Below are 18987 nucleotides of genomic sequence, written 5' to 3'. Positions count from 1 at the left end.
TGGTCAGAAATAGCGACAAAACGGCGGCGTCGCCTATCAGGATTTGTGAACGGCCACCATAATTCGCGAGGCTTAACTGAAGCCTACGTTGGTTAATACTTACTGAAGGGAGCGGTTCCAAAAAACCGCAAAGCGGTTTTCCCCAGGCAACGCGCAGCGTATATCCGGGGCCACAACATGGAGAGAAGCATTTCGGTGATGCGGGAGAATTCGGAAGCGCGCGGAGGTCAGATGTGCCGGCCAATATCGTCGTCGCCGACGCCGGGTTCCTCGATCGTCAGGGTCCCATATTTCCGCCGCCATCTGCGTGCGCCGAAGGGGAGCGATATGAGATAGGCGGCAACGGTAAAGACCATCACCTCCCACGTGTAGCTCATCAGCAGAGCCACATAGAGCACGACGCCGAGCATCATCGGCAGCACCAGATCGCGCCGCAAGCGGTTGCCTTCCGATTTGCCCGACCAGACCGGCAGCCGGCTGATCAGCAGGAAGGCGATGGCGACGGTATAGATCGACGAGAGATAGGCGAAGGTGCGGTCCGTCGCCAGACCGAGGAAGCCAAGATAGACTGGCAGCAGCACCAGCATGGCGCCGGCCGGCGCGGGCACTCCGACAAAATATTCCGATTGCCAGCTCGCCTTGTTTTCGCGCTCGGCCATGACATTGAAGCGGGCAAGGCGAAGCCCGGCGGCAATCGCATAGATCAAGGCGGCAATCCAGCCGAGCGAACGAGCCTGATCGAGAGCAAAAACGTAAACGACGAGCGCGGGCGCGACGCCGAAATTGACGATATCGGCAAGCGAATCCATCTGCGCGCCGAACTTCGAAGTCGCCTTCATCAGCCGCGCCACGCGCCCGTCGATGCCGTCGAGGAAGGCGGCGAGCAGCACCATCGCGACGGCGAGCTCGTAACGGTTCTCGAAAGCGAGCCGGATGCCCGTCAACCCGGCGCAGATCGCCAGAATGGTGATGAGGTTCGGAAAGACGAGGCGAAGCGGAATCTCTCGCAGGCGCGGACCCCGGGCGGAATCATCCGGCCCGTTTGGCTCGAAAGGCGGAAAGGGTGTTTCCATGTCGCGTTCCAATCGTTCCTTGAGCAATTCCGGCAAAGGCGCGGCAGCGCTTTAGCTTCGGCGGCTGATCACCGGACCCTTGGCCGAGGCAAATTCGGCAATCACGGTTTCCCCGGCAATCGCCGTCTGGCCGAGCGAGACGCGTGGCGCCGCACCGGCGGGCAGGAACACGTCGAGCCGCGAGCCGAAACGGATCAGCCCGAAACGTTCGCCGGCGTCCAGCGGCTCGTTGGTGTTTGCCCAGCAAAGGATACGCCGCGCCACGAGGCCGGCGATCTGCACGACGCCGATCTGGCCGTGCCGGGTTTCGATCACCAGCCCGTTGCGCTCGTTGTCCTCGCTCGCCTTGTCGAGCTCGGCATTGACGAAGCTGCCGGAGCGGTAGTTGATGCTGACGATACGCCCGCGCATCGGCGCCCGGTTCACATGGCAGTTGAAAACGTTCATGAAGACCGAGATGCGCAGCATCGGCTCGGAGCCGAGGTTGAGCTCTGCCGGCGGGGTAACCATCTGGATCGCCGAGACCTTGCCGTCGGCGGGAGAGATCACGAGATCGTCGTCCTGCGGGGTCACCCGCTCGGGATCACGGAAGAAATAGGCGCACCAGAGCGTAAAGATCATGCCGATCCAGAAGAGCGGCTTGAAGATCCAGCCCAGCACCAGAGATGCAACGAAGAAGGCGGCGACGAAGGGGTAGCCTTCCTTATGCACGGGCACGATCGTGTTGCGAACCGTGTTGAACAGGCTCATGGCTGCCGGTCTCCTTGCGTTGTCATTTTTTGCTGGTTAGCGAAAAACCAGCTCCTGAGCAATGCTCCGGCCCTGGCCTCGGTTCCGCCGCCGCAGTTCTGAACAATAAAAGCCGGCGCCGCTATCGGTGTTCGCTTCAGCTTGCCGGGGCAAGCCGCGTGATGACGCCCATCTCGTCGCTTTCGCGCACCTGCTTCAGATGCTCCTCCGCCTGTGTCGCCTCGCGCTGGCGGTTCCACATCGAGGCATAGAGGCCGTTCCTTTCGAGGAGGGCGGCGTGCGTGCCGCGCTCGGCGATCTCACCGCTTTTGAGCACGATGATCTCATCGGCGCCGATGACGGTCGAGAGCCGGTGGGCGATGACCAAGGTCGTCCTATTCTTCGAAACCACGTCCAGGGCTGTCTGGATTTCTCGTTCCGTGGTGGTGTCGAGCGCTGAAGTTGCCTCGTCGAGGATCAGGATCGGCGGCGCCTTGAGGATGGTGCGGGCGATCGCCACACGCTGTTTCTCGCCGCCGGAAAGCTTGAGCCCGCGCTCGCCGACCTTGGTCTCGAAGCCTTCGGGCAGCGCCTCGATGAAATGGGCGATCTGCGCCACCTCGGCCGCTGCAAACACCTCGCCATCGCTCGCCGATGTGCGGCCGTAGCGGATATTGTAGGCGACCGTGTCGTTGAACAGCACGGTATCCTGCGGCACCATGCCGATCGCCGATCGCAGGCTTTTCTGCGTCACCGTGCGGATATCCTCGCCATCGATGGTGATCGCGCCGCTCTGGATATCGTAGAAACGATAGAGCAGGCGCGACAGCGTCGATTTGCCGGCGCCCGACGGCCCGACGACGGCGACCGTCTTGCCGGCCGGCACATCGAAAGAAATGCCTTTCAGAATCGGACGGGCCGGATCGTAAGCGAAGTGCACATCCTTGAAGGAGATCGCGCCCTGGCGGATTCGAAGCTCGGCAGCGTCGGGGGCGTCCTTGACCTCGGCCTTCACCTCGAGCAAATCGAACATCTGCTCGATATCTGTCAGACCCTGCCGGATTTCCCGGTAGACGAAACCGATGAAATTGAGCGGCACGGAAAGCTGCAGCAGCATCGAATTGACGAAGACGAAATCGCCGACCGTCTGATCGCCGCGTTGCACCGCCAGCGCCGACAGCACCAGCATGATGGTCGTGCCGATGCCGAAAATGACGCCCTGGCCGAAGTTCAGCCAGCCGAGCGAGGTCCAGACATCGGTCGCCGCTTTCTCGTAGCGCTCCATCGACTTGTCGAAGCGTTTGGCCTCCATTTCCTCATTGCCGAAATATTTGACGGTTTCGAAATTGAGGAGAGAGTCGATCGCCTTGGTGTTGGCGTCGGTGTCGCTGTCGTTCATCGAGCGGCGGATGGCGATGCGCCAGTCGGATGCACGGATCGTGAACCAGATATAGGCCCAGACGGTGAAGGCGGTGACCGCAAGATAGGAAAAGCCGTAGCCCCACCAGAAGATAACCGCCGTCAGCAGGAATTCGATCACGGTCGGAACGGAATTGAGGATCGTGAAGCGCACGATCGTCTCGATGCCCTTGGTGCCGCGCTCGATGATGCGTGACAGGCCGCCGGTCTTTCGCTCCAGATGGAAGCGCAGCGACAGCTCGTGCATGTGCACGAAGGTCTTGTAGGCGAGCTGGCGCACCGCATGTTGCCCGACGCTGGCAAAGAGCGCGTCGCGCAACTGGTTGAGGCCGAGCTGGATCAACCGGGTGACGTTATAGGCAATGACAAGGGCTACGGCGCCGGCAAGCAGCGGCGGTACCGTGCCGGCAAGGTCCATCCTGCCGTTCAGCGCATCGGTGGACCATTTGAAGAAGTAGGGGACGAGCAGCAGGACGAACTTGGAAATCAGCAGATAGACCGACGCCCAGACGACCCGCATCTTGAGGTCAGTTCGCCCGGCCGGCCACATATAGGGCCAGAGGTTGAAAAGCGTCCGCAGCAGGTGGGATTCCGAGACTGTCTTGCCGTTTGCCATGCCGTGTCTCCAGTCCGGATGATTTTCTTCGATGTCCGGCAAGGCGGGGGCAGGGGCGCACCTGAAGCGCTTACCTGAATCCCGAACCGCCACCGGCAGATAGGGCGTCGGGCCGAGGAATACAACACGTGCGGGGGCCGGGAAAAGTGAGGCCGGGCGTTTCTCCTGCCCGGCTTCATCAACTCGCGTTGCGCTTAAGGAGCGGCCTTTCAGAGGTGCTGCTTGGAGAGCCGCTTGCGGTGCAGCTCCTCGGCGTTCGGCAGCGCGTCCTTCGGCAGGCCGAAAATCTGCCCGGGACGGATACGATCCGGGTCGATGATCTTGTCCTCATTGGCGATGTAGATCGTCGTATAACGCACGCCGAGCCCATAGGTCCGGCGGGAGATCTGCCACAACGTATCGCCGCGGCGGATGATGACCGCCGCATTGTTTGCCGTCAGCGGTGCCTGCTCGATCGTCTTCGGCTGATTGCTCACAACATCGTTTGCGGCGGGCGCGGCCGGTGCGGGCGTGTCGGTCAATTCACCGATGATTGCACCCAGCCCGTCGAGCCCGGCGCCGACCGATTTTGCGTCCTTCGGCAGATCCTGCAGCAGTTTCAGCGCCTTGGCGGCGGTCTGCGAGGAGGCGCCTGAGGCTTGCTTGAAGCTGTCGGACGCATCCGCCGCCGGGCGGAAGTCTGCGACAGAGCGCAGCGCGAATTCCGTTGCTGAGCGCGCCGCCGCCAGCTGTTCGGCGCCGGGCAGCTGGCCATCGGCAAACAGCCCCTTCAAGAGCCCGAACGCCTTGCCGGCTTCGGCCTTGAGCTTGCCGAGTTCACCCTCGTCGAGCGGCACCATCGAGGCAGCACCATTTGCATCGGCGGGGCCGGCTTGAGCGGCAACCCGCACCTGGTCGCCCGCCGGGCGATTGAAGTTCACTGCGGCCCGCACGATCACCTTGCCCGCGGAATCGACGACGTCGACGCGAATCTTATGATCGCCGACCGAAAGCGCCGCGACGCCATCGATGACGAAATGGCCGTCGGGACCGGCCGTGTCCTGGCCGACAAGGCTGTCGTCGGCATAGCCGAGGACCTTTGCGTTGGCGCGCGCCGTGCCGGCAATGAAGATCTTGTTGCCCTCGATCTCGACGGCGTTGACCATCACATCGGGCGCGGTGGCCTTGTCGGTTTCGCCAGCACCTGGAACGGCCGGTGTCGCATCTGTGCCGGCAGCGGAGGCGTCGGGCAGACGAGGCGTCTGCAGCGCCAGCTCACCGGTCGGCGCTACTGTTGCGGCAGGCGCGTCGGCTGCAGCGGACCCGCCAGTTGCCGGCTTGTCCGCAGCCGGCGCCAACGGATTGGAGGCGTCGGCGACTTCGGTGTCCCCTGTCGGCGCAGTGATGATGCGGCTCGCCGCGCCGGGCTTGGAGACCATGGCGAGCAGATTGGCGGCATTGCCGTCCTTCGGCACGGAAACGGTGGCGACTTCTTCGGAAAGCGCGGTCTTGCCATCCTTGTCCGTTACCTTGAGCACGAGCTGGTGGTCGCCGGCCGGAAGCGGATCGTCGAGGACGGCCGCGAAATCGCCGCTCGGACCGACGTTGGCCGTCGTCACCACCTTTTCGCCGTCGAGCACTTCGAGCTTGCCGTTCGGCTCGGCGGAGCCGGCGATGACGGTCGATCCATCAGGCTCGACACGCAGGACGTCGAAGGCCGGAAGTTTAGGGCCGGTATTTGCGGCCGCCGGGGTCGCGGCAGAGGCTGGTTCGGGCGCACCGGTCAGCGCAGCTTCGGCCCTGGAAATCGCGGCAGGCGCATCCGCCATATTTTCCGGCAGCGACTGCACGATGGCGAGCGCCTTGGCGCCGCCTTCCTTGGCCTTGGCGGCAATGGCTTGTGTTGCGGGATCGATGCCCTCGGGAACGGTGAAGCCGACAAGTGCGGTGAGCGCATTGACGGCCTTGGTCTTGGCGGCGGTGAAGACATCAATGGCCGGGCCTTTGCCGTCGGCAAACAGCGCCTTCAGCTCGCCGAGCGCCACGCCGGCATCGGCCGAGAGGCGTCTGACCTGATCGGCGACCCCAGTCGAGTCGGCCACGGCAGAGCGTGATGTCTTTGCCGCTTCGTTAACCGTGTTCTTGAGCTCCGTGCCCGCCTGGTTGATGGCGTCGCCGACTTTGGATGCATCGCTGCCGATGCGCGGCATGACGAAGAATACCATCAGTAGGATTGCGATTACGAGCACTGCAAGGGCCAGCAAGCCGGCACGGTTCTTCATCATTATGTCTCCCAAGGCGGCAATTTGCCGTAGTAACCGAAATTGCTAGCGATTTCCGATGCTTTTCACAAGCATTCAACGCAATTTCGCAAGCTAGGCAGGCTGCTTTTCAGTCAATTTTCTTGACTGCATTGAAATGGAATAGTTGTTTTGCCCTATGACCGAACAATCTGTATCGATTCGATCCATCTGCGTTTACTGCGGCTCAAGGCCGGGACGCGATCCTTCCCACATGGCGGCCGGGCGGGCTCTCGGAAGAGAGATCGCCGAATACGGCCTGCGCCTCGTCTATGGCGGAGGTACCAAAGGCATCATGGGCGCGGTTGCGAGCGGAGTGCTTTCAGGCGGCGGTCAGGTCACGGGCATCATCCCGGAATTCCTGATCGATATGGAAGCGACTCGCCATTCGCTCGGTCAGCTCAACGAACTTATTGTAACCCCTGACATGCACGCGCGCAAACATACGATGTTCGAGCGTTCCGATGCCTTCGTCGCGCTGCCCGGCGGCATCGGCACGCTGGAGGAGATCGTCGAGATCATGACCTGGGCGCAGCTCGGCCGTCATGAAAAGCCGATGGTCTTTGCCAATATCAACGGCTTTTGGGATCCGATGATGGAGCTGATGCGTCATATGACCGACGAAGGCTTCCTGCACACCGCCCACCGGGTGCAGCCGCTCGTTGTCGACGATGTCGCCGGCATCATTCCGGCGATCATGGCTCAGGCAGCCCAGCTTGCCGCCGATCGCGACGGCGAGGACGAGGTGATCTCCAAAATGTAGGCAGGGCAGGAGCCTGGCACCGACCAGCCTCTCTCTATTCAGCTATAGGCGGAAACAAGCTCCGTCACCTGAGATCGCATCCATCGGTTGGCGGGATCATTGTCGCTTGCCGCCGACCAGACCATCGATATCGGGCTTACCGTTAGATCGAGGGGAACCTCGGTGATCGCCAAGCCGAACAGGCCCGCATACCGCTTCACGATTCTGGTCGGCAGGGTCGCGATCAGAGGCGCTTCGAGGACAGCGGTAAGCACAGTCAGGAATTCCGGCGCAGCCACCGACACGTCGAGTCGCACGCTGATCCGCTTCAAGGCTTCATCGATGCATCCTTCGATGGCGTCCTTCTGTGAAACCAGGGCATGCTTGAGCCCGACATAGCTGTCGCGGTCCAAAGTTTCGGGAAGATCGAGAAGCTTCGGATTGTAGCAACACATCAGCGATTGTTCGAACAGCAGGCTCCGCCGATGTCTGTTGTTGCCGTCATCATAGCAGCCGACGCCGAGGTCGATGATGTTGTCGTCCAGAAGCTTGTGGACAAGCTCGGGGCCGACCGCTCGCGCAAGCACTTTGATACCGGGGGCTATCTCGTTCAACACAGCGGCGAGACGCGGCACAAGCAGCACCTCAAGCTCACTGGAAAAGCCGATGCGAAATATCTGCTCGGCTTGTCCTGGCTCGAAGGACGCAGGCGTTACGATTGCCTGCTGGGTGCGGCTGAGTATCTGCTCCACCGCTTCGGCGAAACGCAGCGCCCGGTGGGTCGGCTGCATGACCTGGCCGACACGCACGAACAGCTCGTCCTGAAGCAATGTACGGAGAGTGCCGAGATTGTGGCTCATGGCAGGCTGCTGGATTTTCAGGCGAACAGCAGCTTTCGTAACGCTCCGCTCCTTCATGAGCGCGTCGAAGGCCACGAGCAGGTTGAGGTCGAAAGACCATAAATTGAAATGATCGATGGAGACAATTTCGTTCATCGATTTGATCGATGCATGAATCTTCCCTACTGTCCATAGGCATCACAGCGCTGTCCCCGTTCCAAACTTAACTCGAAAGGAAGTTCCATGAGCGATCTTGGAAAGGAATATCGTATTGCCGGCGCGACAGTGAGAAAAGTGCAGGAGCAGTATCTGCACAACGTCTCGCCCTCGTTTCTCTACCCGACTGCCGGATCTGAAGAGATCAAGGCTGTCGAGCCGCGGCTTTCCGCCGTCGATATGGAAGAGGGCCGCGATGCCCTTGTGGTGAGCATTCACAGCTGGCTTGTCATGACGCCCGACCACGTCATCCTCATCGACACGGGTTCGGGTAACGACAAGGAAAGACCGCGCAATCCCGGCTTCCATCATCAGACCATTCCGTTTCTCGACAGGCTGCGTCAGGCGGGTGTAGAGCCAGAAGATGTCGACTTCGTCATAAATACCCATCTTCACGTTGATCATTCCGGCTGGAATACCGTGCTCGAGGACGGACGATGGATCCCCACTTTCAAAAATGCGCGTTACGTCTTCCCGCGCGCCGAGCAGGAATATTACGCGTCGACGGCTAGCCACAACGACGTCAACATTCCGAGTGCCGGCGTCTATGAAGACAGCGTGCGGCCTGTGATCGAGGCGGGGCTTGCCGATGTCATCGACGGCGCAGGTGGTCCTTTCCTGGATCGATTTACCTTCCTGCCGACGCCTGGCCACAGCATCGGCCATATGTCCGTTCTGCTCGAAGCGGACAATCAAGCGGCAATCTTCGCGGGAGATGTCACGCACCATCCGATCCAGGTGGAGCGGCCCGACCTCAACACGGTCTTCTGCGAATTCCTGGATCAGGCTGCCCAGTCGAGACGCCGCGTCCTCGAACTGGCAGCCGATAATCGCGCCCTGTACTTCTCCACCCATTTCCCCGGTTCGTCTGCCGGATATGTCACCCGCGACGGCGAAAAATTCAGGTGGTCCTATGTCTAAGAACAATCTTGCATCTTCAGCTTTTGACCGCGGCGAGATCGTATTCGAGGAGCATTACATCGACAGCGGAACCGAAGGCATCAAGCTCTATCTCCGCAATAAGCGAAAGAAGGGGCACGAAGACTTTCTCGCGGAGAAAACAATCGTGATGGTGCATGGGGCGACCTTCTCGTCCGGAAGTCTCTACGACGTACCCTTCAACGGGATGTCCTTCATCGACTTCCTCGCTCATCGGGGCTTCGATGTCTTTGCGGTCGATGTCCGGGGCTATGGAAAATCAACCCGCCCGCCGGAAATGCAGGCGAACCCCGATCTCAACCTGCCGCTTGTCGCCACCGACACCGGCGTCGCCGATTTCGCAACGGCTGTCGATTTCGTTCTCCGGCTTCGCGGCCTGAGGGCAGTCAACGTCTTCGCAATGTCGTGGGGCGGTACCGTTGCCGGCGCATATGCTGCGCGCAACCCAGACAAGGTCGTCAAGCTGGCACTGCTCGCGCCGCAATGGCTGAGTGACGTTCCCATCCCCATCGATCAGGGTGGCGCCCTCGGCTCCTACAGGCTTGTTCCGGTCCATGCGGCGCTGGCGCGCTGGCTGGGCACCGCACCCGAATACGCGCGTGAACGTCTTGTGCCCGAGGGCTGGTTCGACCTCTGGGCCGAATTGACCCTCTCGGAGGAGACGTCGCAGGCCGACAGGGAGCTAGGCAGACTGCGAGCCACCAACGGGCCGATCCAGGACATCCGAACCTATTGGAGAGCTGGAAACCCCTATTATCGGCCGAGCGAGATTCGCGCGCCGGTGCTGCTGTTGCACGGCGAATGGGACATCGATGTTCCGCTTGACCTGGCACGGGCCTATTTCGAGCAACTGACCGGCGCCTCCTACAGGCGATGGGTAGAAATCGGGGAGGCAACGCATCTCGCCCTCATGGAGAGCCACCGCATGCAGGCCTATTCCGAGATCGCCCACTTCTTCGATGAAGCATTCAAACCGGAATAGAGTCTGAACGACAGGGCTCCGGGAGTGCATCCGGAGCCCACTTCCTCCCTCAAGCCGGCCGCGTTCACGGCCATCAACCAGTCGTTCCCATGACAATTCTGATCACCGCCATTTTGGATGCCGGACGAAGTGCCGTCGACATCGCGATTTTCACCTTTTTGCCGCTCATGATCGTGACGTTTTCGCTGATGCGCTACCTCGAGGGCGTAAGTGCACTGCGATCGATCGCCGACAAGGCCAACCCGCTCTTCAGACTTTTCGGTCTGGACGGTTTCGGGGCCCTAGCAATCATCCAGCTCAGCCTCGTCAGTTCGGCTGCCCCGATCGCCGCCCTGTCGCTGATGGCGCACAAAAGAAGATCGGAGAAATTTATTGCCGCAGCCTTTGCCGCGGTGCTTGCGGCCGCGCCGGCGAATGCCAGTTTTCCGCTCGCAAGCCTCGGGGTCGATCCGGGTTGGATCATCGTAAACGGCATTTGCGGAGCGCTCGTTGCGTCCACTCTCGCCTGTTGGATCGTTGGACGCCGTTCCTTGCCCGGAAAGATCTGTTCCTGCGACAGGGCGGATGACCACGACGTCGCAAGGCGCGATCTGCTGGCTGCGATCAATCGCGGCGGCGCGGATGCCATTGGCGTCATTTCTGCGATCCTGCCGATGCTCGTGATCTCACTTGCTCTGGTAAGGCTTACCCAGAGCACAGGCGCACTTTCGGCCGTCACGTCGGCTGCGCAGCCATTGCTTCAGCTGCTCGGCGCCTCGCAGCAGGATGTCCTGTTCATCCTCACAAAGTGTCTGGCAGGATCGAGCGCAGCGGTCACGCTGTTAATCGACGCCGACAAGCAACTGAGCCTTCCGCCTGAGAAAATCATTCGCGGATCCGCATTTCTGCTAAACCCTCTCGACCTTCCCGGCCTCTCCATCCTTGTCGCTTCGGTGCCGGCGCTCCGCTCGGTCGCAGGCGTCGCCGTCTTCAGCGCATTGGCCGGAATCCTCGCCCGCACTGCGCTGCTATCCTGGCTTTGAGTCAAGGCGCTCGGGCGTGCGATGAGCGTAACGGCTACATCCTTCCGCGGCTTCCCTTCAGCATCGACCAACTATAGAGGAACAGCCCCGCCCAGATCAGCGGGAAGGCGATCATCCGCGCCGTGCCGAGCGGCTCGCGAAAGACGAAGACGGCGATCAGGAAGATCATCGTCGGCGCGATATACTGCATGATGCCGATCGTCGAGAGCTTCAGGAGCTTGGCGCCGTTGGCATAGATCATCAGCGGCACGGCGGTGATGACACCGCAGCCGAGAAGTAGGGTCGTATCGGCAAGGCCGGTACGGTAGAAATGGCCGAGTCCGTTGCCGTATTCGAGATAGAGGATGTAGACGAGGGCGGGGCCGCTGAGGATCAGAACCTCGAGGAAGAAGCCCTGATTGGGTCCGAGCGGCAGCGTCTTGCGCAGCAAGGCATAAAAACCCCAGCTGACCGCAAGCGTCAGCGCCACCCAGGGGATGCCACCACTGTCCAGGGCCAGAATGGCGACGGCAAGTGCCGCAAGCGCGATCGCTGCCATCTGCGGCGGCTGCAGCTTTTCCTTGAGCAGCACCGCACCGAGGAAAATGCTGAACAGCGGATTGATGAAATAGCCTAGTGCTGCATCAAGCGAATGGCCGGCGCCGATCGCCCAGACATAAGTGCCCCAGTTGACGGTGATCAGCGATGCGGTCAAGGCGCCCATCGCCAGCATGCGCGGCGAGCGCAATGCTGCGCGGATGTCCGCCGTGCGTCCGAGCACGACCAACACGATGCCGGCCAGCGGCAGCGACCAGACGATGCGGTGGGCAATGACTTCGGCCGGCGGAATATGTGCCACCGCCTTCATGTAGAAGGGCAGGAAGCCCCAGAGCAGATATGCGGTCAGTGCGAAAGCGAAACCGCGCGGACTATCTTCGTTCTTGGCCAGTGGAACGGTTGCATCGGTCGACATCGGGTGTTTCCATCTTTGTTCTTCTTCTGATCCGGCCTAGCTTAAGCGCCGTGAATAGGCCAATTCATTTCGTTGAACGAAGGCTGAGAGGATTTGAAGCGAAAACCCGAGCGGTGGACGAATCCCGGCGGCAGAGACTTATTCCGCCGCGATCTTCCCCGCCAGCTGCCGGTTCTTCATCAGCTTGTAGATGACGGAATCCATCAGCGCCTGGAACGAAGCGTCGATGATGTTCTCGGAGACGCCGACCGTCCACCAGCGCACACCGTCGCTGTCGGTGGATTCGATCAGAACCCGGGTGATTGCCGCCGTGCCGCCATTGAGGATGCGCACCTTGAAATCCGCGAGCACCAGATCGTCGATCTCGTGCTGGTACTTTCCGAAATCCTTGCGTAGCGCCAGGTCGAGCGCGTTGACCGGACCCTCGGCGTCGGCGACCGACATCAGCGTCTGGCCATCGATGGTGATCTTGACCACCGCCTCCGAGACGATCTTCACACGGCCAAGACTGTCGAAGCGGCGCTCGATCATCACGCGGAAGCCTTCGATGGTGAAAAATTCCGGGATCGTGCCGAGCGTGCGGTGCGCCAAAAGTTCGAAGCTCGCATCCGCGCCCTCATAGGCATAGCCGATCGATTCACGATCCTTGACGATCGAGATCAGGAGATCGAGCTTCGGATCGTCCTTGGCGACGATAATGCCGCGCCGCTTCAGCGCATTGATGAAGTTCGCCTTGCCACCCTGGTCCGAGACCATGACCTTGCGGAAATTGCCCACGCTTTCCGGCGGCACGTGTTCGTAGGTGCGAGGATCTTTCAGCAGAGCGGAAGCATGAATGCCGGCCTTGGTGGCGAAGGCAGAGGCGCCGACATAAGGCATCTGGTGATCCGGCGAGCGGTTGAGGAGCTCATCGAAGGCGTGCGAGAGCCGGGTGAGGTTGAGCAGCCTCTCCTCGTCGATCGCCGTTTCGAAGCGGGTGTTGTAGGCGCTTTTCAGCGCCAGGGTCGGGATCAGCGTCACCAGATTCGCGTTGCCGCAGCGCTCGCCGATGCCATTCAAGGTGCCCTGGATCTGCCGGACGCCGGCTTCAACGGCAGCAAGCGAATTAGCAACGGCCTGGCCGGTATCGTTGTGAGCGTGAATGCCGAGACAGCGGCCGGGCACGCCGGCCGCGATCACCGCCTCGACAATGGCACGCACCTCCGGCGGCTGCGTCCCACCATTGGTGTCGCAGAGCACGACCCAGCGGGCGCCGCTTTCATAGGCCGTCTTCGCGCAGGCGATCGCATAGGCCGGATTGGCCTTGAAGCCGTCGAAGAAATGTTCGCAGTCGACGATCGCCTCCTTGCCTGCGCCGACCGCCGCCTTGACGCTTTCGGCGATGGATTCGAGATTTTCCTCGTTGGTGCAGCCGAGCGCCACGGCGACATGATAGTCCCAGCTCTTGGCGACGAAACAGATGGCGTCGCTTTTGGCCTGCAGCAGCCCGGCGATGCCGGGATCGTTCGAGACCGAAACGCCTGCCCGCTTCGTCATGCCGAAGGCGACGAAGGTTGCCTGACGGGTGCGCTTCTCGCTGAAGAAGGCGGTGTCCGTCGGGTTGGCGCCGGGATATCCGCCTTCGACGTAATCGAGGCCGAACTCGTCGAGCATGGCGGCGATCGCAATCTTGTCCTCGACGGAAAAGTCGATCCCGGGCGTCTGCTGCCCGTCCCTGAGGGTCGTGTCGAAGAGGTAGATGCGTTCTTTCATGTCGTTTCCTCCCGACGGGCGGGTGTTGTTGTACTGCGGATGCTGCCCCTCATCCGGCTGCCGCCACCTTCTCCCCGTTCTGACGGGGAGAAGGGGAATGCCGCACCGTATCGCGGGGCACGTCCCCTCTCCCCGCGAGCGGGGAAAGGGCTAGGGTGAGGGGCTGCCCCAAATGATCAGTCCGGCTTCCCGGCGAACTTATCCGTCGCCCGAATCAGCCGATCGAGAATTCCCGGCTCCGAATAGGCATGGCCCGCACCTTCGATCAGATGGAACTCCGCCTTCGGCCAGGCCTTGTGCAGCAGCCAGGCATATTTGGCAGGGCAGGGCATGTCGTAGCGCCCATGCACGATCACGCCCGGGATATCCCTGAGCCTGCCGGCATCGCGGATCAGTTGTCCCTCGTCCATCCAGCCGGCATTGACGAAGAAATGGTTCTCGATGCGGGCGAATGCATAAGCGAATTCCGGCTCTTCGAATTTGCCGCTGGTGGAAGGCTCCGGCAGCAGCGTGATCGTTTCGCCTTCCCAGATGCTCCAGGCCTGCGCGGCCTGAAGGCGCACGTTCCTGTCCTCGTGAGTCAGACGGCGATGATAGGCATGCATCATCTCATGCCGCTCTTCCGGGGGAATGGGAGCGACGAAACGCTCCCACTTGTCGGGGAACATTTCCGACACGCCGAACTGGTAGTACCAGTCGAGCTCCGCTTTGGTCAGCGTGTAGATGCCGCGCAGGATGAGTTCGGACACGCGCTCGGGATGGGTCTCGGCATAGGCGAGCGCCAGCGTCGAGCCCCAGGAGCCGCCGAACACCTGCCATTTCTCGACGCCGGCCATTTCGCGCAGGCGCTCGATATCGGCGACGAGATGCCAGGTGGTGTTAGCATTCAGTTCGGCATGCGGTGTCGACTTGCCGCAGCCGCGTTGGTCGAACAGTATGACATCGTAGAGAGCGGGATCGAAAAGCCGGCGGTGGGCGGGCGAGAAGCCGCCGCCCGGGCCGCCATGCAGGAAGACGGCGGGCTTGGCGCCGGGCGTTCCCGACCTTTCCCAGTAGATCACATGGCCGTCGCCGACATCGAGATGGCCGGAGGCATAGGCTTCGATTTCGGGATAGAGCGTGCGCAGGATCTCGGTCATATTTTCACGCCTTTTGCGGGCCAGGCCTGGGTGTCGTGGTCGGGATGCTGAAAGGAGATGATCGCCTCCTGTCGGGCATAGAAATCCGGGTCCTTGTGCGCGGGCGCATCGAAGATCGTCTCCACCCATGGCAGCCGGGCGTCATAATTCACCTGGATCTGCGGCGCGAGATCGCTGCGGTCGTCGAAGGTGCCAATCGCAAGCTCCAGCCCGCCTGGATGGCGATAGGTCATCGGCGTGCCGCAATTGCTGCAGAAGCCGCGGTCGATATTGACCGAGGATTGAAAATAGCTCGGCTCGCCGCGCGTCCATTCCATGCCTTCTTCGGGTGCGGTGACGAGTGCAGAGAAGAAGCCGCCGAACTGCTTTTGGCACATGCGGCAATGGCAGATCGAGGGCCGTCCCAACTGGCCTGATATGCGGAAGCGCACGGCGCCGCACTGGCATCCGCCTGTTTTGATCTTATCCGTCATGGAATTCTCCGTGGCCAATGGGAAGTGTCGTGATCCGGGTGCTGATGATTGCTTGCGGCGATCGCGTTCTCGCGGTCGTGCGTATCTGGCTCGGCCTCCACCGGCAGCCCGTCGATGGCGTGGAACCAGGACATCTTGCGGCCAGTGTTGGATTGCATTACGGGCCTGACCGCATCGGGATCATCAAGCGAGCCGAGTGCGATGTTGATGAAATCCTCTTCGGGAATATCGTAGAACAGCGGTGTGCCGCAATCGCCGCAGAAGCCGCGCCGGACGAGATCGGAGGAGCGGAACCACTTGGGATCGCCGCGCGTCAGTTCGAAATGCTGGCGCTTGGCCGCCGCAAGCGGCAGGAAATAATTGCCGGCCGCCTTCTGGCACATGCGGCAGTGGCAGATATGGGGATAACCGAGTTCGCCCAGCGCGCGATAACGAACCGCGCCGCACTGGCATCCGCCGGTCTGTCTCGTCTCGTGCGTCAAGTGCGCTCCTCCGGCGGCCAGACCGGCGTGTCGTGGTCGGGGTGCTGATAGGAAATCAGTTCGTGCAGGAAGGAGCCCGCCGTCAGATCCGCCTCGGTCCGTTCTCCCGGCAGTTCGTGCAGATGATCGACGAAGTCGATCTTGCCTTCCAAACCCCATTGAACGGTCGGCGGCAGCTGCGACGGATCGTCGAACGCGCCCGCCGCAATCGCCATCCCATCCGGGGCTTCATAGGTCAGTGGCGTGCCGCAATCGCCGCAGAAACCACGCTCGACGAAATTCGACGAGCGAAACCTTTTGCGCTCCCCCCGCGTCCATTCGAAATCGGCGCCGCGCACCGAGACCAGCGGTGCATAATAGGCTCCGAACGCCTTCTGGCACATGCGGCAATGACAGATCGACGAATCCTTGAGGTCGCCGCTGACGCGAAAGCGGATGGCGCCGCACTGGCATCCGCCCGTATAGGTGGTCATGGCAGGTCCTTTCCGATGGTGCGGATGATATGGCTGCATACATTGTCCAGATCCCGGAGAATATCGTCATTCCAGAAGCGCAGGACGGTCCAGCCATCTGCCTTTAGGCGCTCAGTCCTGATGTCGTCGTAGAAGGCATTTTCGGCAATGGCATGCTGCGAGCCGTCTACCTCCACGATAAGCCGATGGCTGGGGCATGCGAAATCGACGATATAGCCCGCAATCGGCAACTGCCTGCGAAAGCCAAGACCCATTAGGCGATGGGCGCGAAGTTCGTTCCAGAGCTTTAATTCGGCATCAGTCATAGCCTTGCGCATACGCTTGGAATTCGCCCGCCGCTGCGGCGGAACTGGTGTATGCGACATATTTAGCCACTCGCTCTGGGCTACACCCCCCTCTGCCACCCAATCCATTCTACCGCTTGACCTCCCACGTCGTCACCCGCTCGCCGGTCGCCGGATCCTTGCCGTCCTTCAACTGGATGCCTTTCGCGGTCAATTCGTCGCGAACTTTGTCGGCCTCGGCGAAGTTCTTCGCTTTCAGCATTTCGAGGCGCATGGCGACTAGCGCATCGACTGCCGCTGCGAAGGCTTCGTCAAGCTCCACTTTCTTCGGCAGCACTCCGAGGAGCGCCGCACTTGCGGCGAAGACGGTATCGTTGTCGGATTGCGCCAGCGCATGCAGCGCCTGCACGGCGGCGACGGTATTGAGGTCATCGGCCAGCGCGTTCAGCACGCTGTCATCGGCTGCGGCATCGCCGGCCTCCGAGGTCGGCCATTTGGCGAGCAGGCGTTCGGCCTCTTCCAACCGCTTGATCGAGAAATCGATCGGTTCGCGGTAGTGCGTCATCAGCATGGCAAGGCGCAGCACCTCGCCCGGCCATCTGCGGCCGCCGAAGGTTTCCGTGTGGAGCAGATCGTGGATGGTGACGAAATTGCCCTCCGACTTCGACATCTTGCGGCCTTCGACCTGAACGAAGCCGTTGTGCATCCAGACATTCGCCATCACCTCGGTCCCATGGGCGCAGCGCGATTGGGCGATCTCGTTTTCATGATGCGGAAAGATCAGGTCCAGTCCACCGCCGTGAATGTCGAAGACATCGCCGAGATAACGCCTGCTCATCGCGGAGCACTCGATATGCCAGCCCGGCCGGCCGCGGCCCCAGGGGCTCTCCCAGCCGGGCTCGTTATGACTCGAGAGCTTCCAGAGCACGAAATCGCCCGGATTCTTCTTGTGCGCATCGACGGCGACGCGGGCGCCGGCCTGCTGCTCGTCGAGCGGCCGCTTCGAAAGCTGACCGTAATCGGCCATGGATTTGGTGTCGAACAGCACTTCGCCTGCCGCCACATAGGCATGCCCGTTGCCGATCAGCTTGTCGATGATTTGGATCATCTCTGCGATATTATCGGTGGCGCGCGGCTCGACATTCGGCTCCAGGCAGCCGAGTTCGGCGACATCGGCGTGAAACTGCGTCTCGGTCTTTTCGGTGACCGCGCGGATCGCATCGTTGAGCGGCAGGCCGGGATGATCTCTCAGCGCCCGCGCATTGATCTTGTCGTCGACGTCGGTGATGTTGCGGGCATAGGTGACTCGATCTTCGCCATAGAGATGGCGCAGCAGCCGGAACAGCACGTCGAAGACGATGACCGGGCGGGCATTGCCGATATGGGCGAAATCATAGACCGTCGGGCCGCACACATACATGCGGACGTTCTCGGCATCGATCGGCTTGAAGACCGATTTCTCCCGCGTCAGCGTGTTGTACAGCTTCAGTTCCGGCGTGCCGCCCATTTCACTCTCCCAAATGCACGATCAGAAAAATCGCGACCGGCAGGCCGGGGCGTTTCGCATCTTGACAATTGGGGAGACGAAAACGGCCAGGCCAGCGCGTGCGCTAGCGAATAATCTTTCCGCAGATAATGCAGATAACCGTTTTCATGCCGCGTTTTATGGCGCGGGAATGGCGTTTGGTCAAGAGGGGGAGGGGAGGATCGGTGGCAACTCGAGCGACCTATCCGATGCGCTGCATCCCCTGAGGCTCGTCTGCCATTTTCGTGGCGCAAATCGCGTATAGCCGGTTCGGAAGCTGCTGAAAATACGGGAGGAATGATTGGGAAGCGTTGTTCGATGGACGATCGGTGCGGCTGCAATTCTGGTGGTCGCATTGGCCGCATATTTCGCATACGATTTCGGCATGCTTCGCTTCAACAATCCGACCTTGTCGCGTTATCCGATCCAAGGCATCGATGTCAGCCATCACCAGGGCGACATCGATTGGAAGACGGTGGCCGCCCAGCCGAACGTGCGTTTCGCAATCATGAAGGCGACCGAAGGCGGCGATCACAAGGATTCCAGGTTCGCCGAGAACTGGCAACGTGCCGGAGATGCAGGGCTGGTGAGAGGCGCCTACCATTTCTTTACCTTCTGCCGCCCGGGCAAGGATCAGGCGCAGAATGTCCTGGCCACCGTGCCGAAGGCGCCGCGAACCCTGCCGATCGCCATCGATCTGGAATTTGTCGGTAATTGCAACAAGGTCCCGACGGTCGAAGAAATGGCAACGGAGGTCAATGCCTTCGTCACCGAGCTGAAAGGCATCTTCCCGGAAAAGCCGATCTTCTACGTCACGCAGGAATTTTTCGATCAGTATCTGAAAGGCAACGAGGCTCGCTTCCCCGAGCATTACCTTTGGCTTCGAAGCGTGTTCAAGGAGCCAACGCAGGTAGGCTGCAGTCGTTGGTCGGTCTGGCAATTTGCCGACAACGGCGCTGTGAACGGCATCCGAGGACCAGTGGACCTCAATGTCCTATGCCCCGCCGAAACAGGTGTCGCGCATCTGTTCCCGGCCATTGCCGCGAACTGA

Annotated in this window: 18 protein-coding genes; 5 read left to right on the top strand and 13 right to left on the bottom strand. The window is 61.1% G+C overall.

Annotation, left to right across the window (positions count from 1 at the left end; translation table 11 throughout):
* Positions 1-227: 227 nt before the first annotated feature.
* From pssA to FHT70_RS06390, 4 genes are all read right to left on the bottom strand, one after another.
* Complete coding sequence (gene pssA, locus FHT70_RS06405) at positions 228-1073, bottom strand: CDP-diacylglycerol--serine O-phosphatidyltransferase (protein WP_085777610.1); 846 nt, start codon at positions 1071-1073, stop codon at positions 228-230.
* Between the two features lie 51 nt (positions 1074-1124).
* Positions 1125-1823, bottom strand: coding sequence for a phosphatidylserine decarboxylase (locus tag FHT70_RS06400; protein ID WP_097598505.1), 699 nt, complete (start codon positions 1821-1823; stop codon positions 1125-1127).
* A gap of 136 nt (positions 1824-1959) precedes the next feature.
* On the bottom strand, positions 1960-3837 hold the full coding sequence (locus FHT70_RS06395) for an ABC transporter ATP-binding protein/permease (protein WP_097598504.1): 1878 nt from the start codon (positions 3835-3837) through the stop codon (positions 1960-1962).
* Between the two features lie 209 nt (positions 3838-4046).
* The gene (locus FHT70_RS06390; RefSeq protein WP_183699622.1) at positions 4047-6101 is read right to left on the bottom strand and encodes a LysM peptidoglycan-binding domain-containing protein; all 2055 of its coding nucleotides are present in this window, start codon (positions 6099-6101) and stop codon (positions 4047-4049) included.
* 154 nt (positions 6102-6255) lie between these two features.
* On the opposite strand from FHT70_RS06390, the gene FHT70_RS06385 reads away from it, so the two are divergent.
* Complete coding sequence (locus FHT70_RS06385) at positions 6256-6879, top strand: TIGR00730 family Rossman fold protein (protein ID WP_097598502.1); 624 nt, start codon at positions 6256-6258, stop codon at positions 6877-6879.
* A gap of 38 nt (positions 6880-6917) precedes the next feature.
* Here the strand turns inward: FHT70_RS06385 and FHT70_RS06380 are convergent, their stop codons facing one another.
* Positions 6918-7853: a LysR family transcriptional regulator gene (locus tag FHT70_RS06380; RefSeq protein WP_097598501.1), complete on the bottom strand. Its 936-nt coding sequence runs from the start codon at positions 7851-7853 to the stop codon at positions 6918-6920.
* A gap of 87 nt (positions 7854-7940) precedes the next feature.
* Here FHT70_RS06380 and FHT70_RS06375 point away from each other — a divergent pair, with 87 nt between their 5' ends.
* The 3 genes from FHT70_RS06375 to FHT70_RS06365 all read left to right on the top strand — a co-directional run bounded on the left by FHT70_RS06375 (position 7941) and on the right by FHT70_RS06365 (position 10856).
* Positions 7941-8834: an MBL fold metallo-hydrolase gene (locus FHT70_RS06375; RefSeq protein ID WP_097598500.1), complete on the top strand. Its 894-nt coding sequence runs from the start codon at positions 7941-7943 to the stop codon at positions 8832-8834.
* A complete protein-coding gene (locus tag FHT70_RS06370) occupies positions 8827-9834 on the top strand; it encodes an alpha/beta fold hydrolase (protein ID WP_183699620.1) in 1008 nt (335 codons plus the stop codon). The genes FHT70_RS06375 and FHT70_RS06370 overlap by 8 nt, the downstream gene beginning before the upstream one ends.
* An 89-nt stretch (positions 9835-9923) precedes the next feature.
* Positions 9924-10856, top strand: coding sequence for a hypothetical protein (locus tag FHT70_RS06365; protein ID WP_183699618.1), 933 nt, complete (start codon positions 9924-9926; stop codon positions 10854-10856).
* 34 nt (positions 10857-10890) lie between these two features.
* Here the strand turns inward: FHT70_RS06365 and rarD are convergent, their stop codons facing one another.
* The 8 genes from rarD to cysS form a co-directional block, all read right to left on the bottom strand.
* A complete protein-coding gene (gene rarD, locus FHT70_RS06360) occupies positions 10891-11808 on the bottom strand; it encodes an EamA family transporter RarD (protein ID WP_183699616.1) in 918 nt (305 codons plus the stop codon).
* Positions 11809-11946: 138 nt separating this feature from the next.
* Positions 11947-13560, bottom strand: a complete 1614-nt coding sequence (cimA, locus tag FHT70_RS06355; RefSeq protein ID WP_183699614.1) for a citramalate synthase — start codon at positions 13558-13560, stop codon at positions 11947-11949.
* 176 nt (positions 13561-13736) lie between these two features.
* On the bottom strand, positions 13737-14699 hold the full coding sequence (gene pip / locus FHT70_RS06350) for a prolyl aminopeptidase (protein WP_183699613.1): 963 nt from the start codon (positions 14697-14699) through the stop codon (positions 13737-13739).
* Positions 14696-15172 (bottom strand): GFA family protein, encoded by a 477-nt coding sequence (locus FHT70_RS06345; RefSeq protein WP_097598494.1) that lies wholly within the window; start codon positions 15170-15172, stop codon positions 14696-14698. The genes pip and FHT70_RS06345 overlap by 4 nt, the downstream gene beginning before the upstream one ends.
* A complete protein-coding gene (locus tag FHT70_RS06340) occupies positions 15169-15654 on the bottom strand; it encodes a GFA family protein (RefSeq protein ID WP_183699611.1) in 486 nt (161 codons plus the stop codon). Before FHT70_RS06340 ends, FHT70_RS06345 begins: the two co-directional genes overlap by 4 nt.
* Positions 15651-16127 (bottom strand): GFA family protein, encoded by a 477-nt coding sequence (locus tag FHT70_RS06335; protein WP_097598492.1) that lies wholly within the window; start codon positions 16125-16127, stop codon positions 15651-15653. Before FHT70_RS06335 ends, FHT70_RS06340 begins: the two co-directional genes overlap by 4 nt.
* Positions 16124-16492 carry an endonuclease domain-containing protein gene (locus FHT70_RS06330; RefSeq protein WP_097598491.1) on the bottom strand — a complete coding sequence of 123 codons (369 nt, stop codon included), beginning with the start codon at positions 16490-16492 and terminating at the stop codon, positions 16124-16126. Before FHT70_RS06330 ends, FHT70_RS06335 begins: the two co-directional genes overlap by 4 nt.
* Before the next feature lie 49 nt (positions 16493-16541).
* Complete coding sequence (gene cysS, locus FHT70_RS06325) at positions 16542-17918, bottom strand: cysteine--tRNA ligase (protein ID WP_097598490.1); 1377 nt, start codon at positions 17916-17918, stop codon at positions 16542-16544.
* A gap of 319 nt (positions 17919-18237) precedes the next feature.
* On the opposite strand from cysS, the gene FHT70_RS06320 reads away from it, so the two are divergent.
* Positions 18238-18987 carry a GH25 family lysozyme gene (locus tag FHT70_RS06320; protein ID WP_097598489.1) on the top strand — a complete coding sequence of 250 codons (750 nt, stop codon included), beginning with the start codon at positions 18238-18240 and terminating at the stop codon, positions 18985-18987.

This window comes from Rhizobium sp. BK049 (genome assembly GCF_014193135.1).
Classification (GTDB): Bacteria; Pseudomonadota; Alphaproteobacteria; order Rhizobiales; family Rhizobiaceae; genus Rhizobium.
Note: the sequence above shows the minus strand (reverse complement) of the source record. Positions and strands in the feature narration are given on the sequence as shown.

Excerpts from the sequence above, each read along its gene's own strand:
- cysS (WP_097598490.1), bottom strand. The coding sequence starts at position 17,918 with ATGGGCGGCACGCCGGAACTGAAGCTGTACAACACGCTGACGCGGGAG.
- rarD (WP_183699616.1), bottom strand. The coding sequence starts at position 11,808 with ATGTCGACCGATGCAACCGTTCCACTGGCCAAGAACGAAGATAGTCCG.
- FHT70_RS06400 (WP_097598505.1), bottom strand. The coding sequence starts at position 1,823 with ATGAGCCTGTTCAACACGGTTCGCAACACGATCGTGCCCGTGCATAAG.
- FHT70_RS06335 (WP_097598492.1), bottom strand. The coding sequence starts at position 16,127 with ATGACCACCTATACGGGCGGATGCCAGTGCGGCGCCATCCGCTTTCGC.
- FHT70_RS06370 (WP_183699620.1), top strand. The coding sequence starts at position 8,827 with ATGTCTAAGAACAATCTTGCATCTTCAGCTTTTGACCGCGGCGAGATC.
- pssA (WP_085777610.1), bottom strand. The coding sequence starts at position 1,073 with ATGGAAACACCCTTTCCGCCTTTCGAGCCAAACGGGCCGGATGATTCC.
- FHT70_RS06345 (WP_097598494.1), bottom strand. The coding sequence starts at position 15,172 with ATGACGGATAAGATCAAAACAGGCGGATGCCAGTGCGGCGCCGTGCGC.
- FHT70_RS06375 (WP_097598500.1), top strand. The coding sequence starts at position 7,941 with ATGAGCGATCTTGGAAAGGAATATCGTATTGCCGGCGCGACAGTGAGA.
- FHT70_RS06380 (WP_097598501.1), bottom strand. The coding sequence starts at position 7,853 with ATGAACGAAATTGTCTCCATCGATCATTTCAATTTATGGTCTTTCGAC.
- FHT70_RS06365 (WP_183699618.1), top strand. The coding sequence starts at position 9,924 with ATGACAATTCTGATCACCGCCATTTTGGATGCCGGACGAAGTGCCGTC.
- pip (WP_183699613.1), bottom strand. The coding sequence starts at position 14,699 with ATGACCGAGATCCTGCGCACGCTCTATCCCGAAATCGAAGCCTATGCC.
- cimA (WP_183699614.1), bottom strand. The coding sequence starts at position 13,560 with ATGAAAGAACGCATCTACCTCTTCGACACGACCCTCAGGGACGGGCAG.
- FHT70_RS06390 (WP_183699622.1), bottom strand. The coding sequence starts at position 6,101 with ATGATGAAGAACCGTGCCGGCTTGCTGGCCCTTGCAGTGCTCGTAATC.
- FHT70_RS06330 (WP_097598491.1), bottom strand. The coding sequence starts at position 16,492 with ATGTCGCATACACCAGTTCCGCCGCAGCGGCGGGCGAATTCCAAGCGT.
- FHT70_RS06385 (WP_097598502.1), top strand. The coding sequence starts at position 6,256 with ATGACCGAACAATCTGTATCGATTCGATCCATCTGCGTTTACTGCGGC.
- FHT70_RS06395 (WP_097598504.1), bottom strand. The coding sequence starts at position 3,837 with ATGGCAAACGGCAAGACAGTCTCGGAATCCCACCTGCTGCGGACGCTT.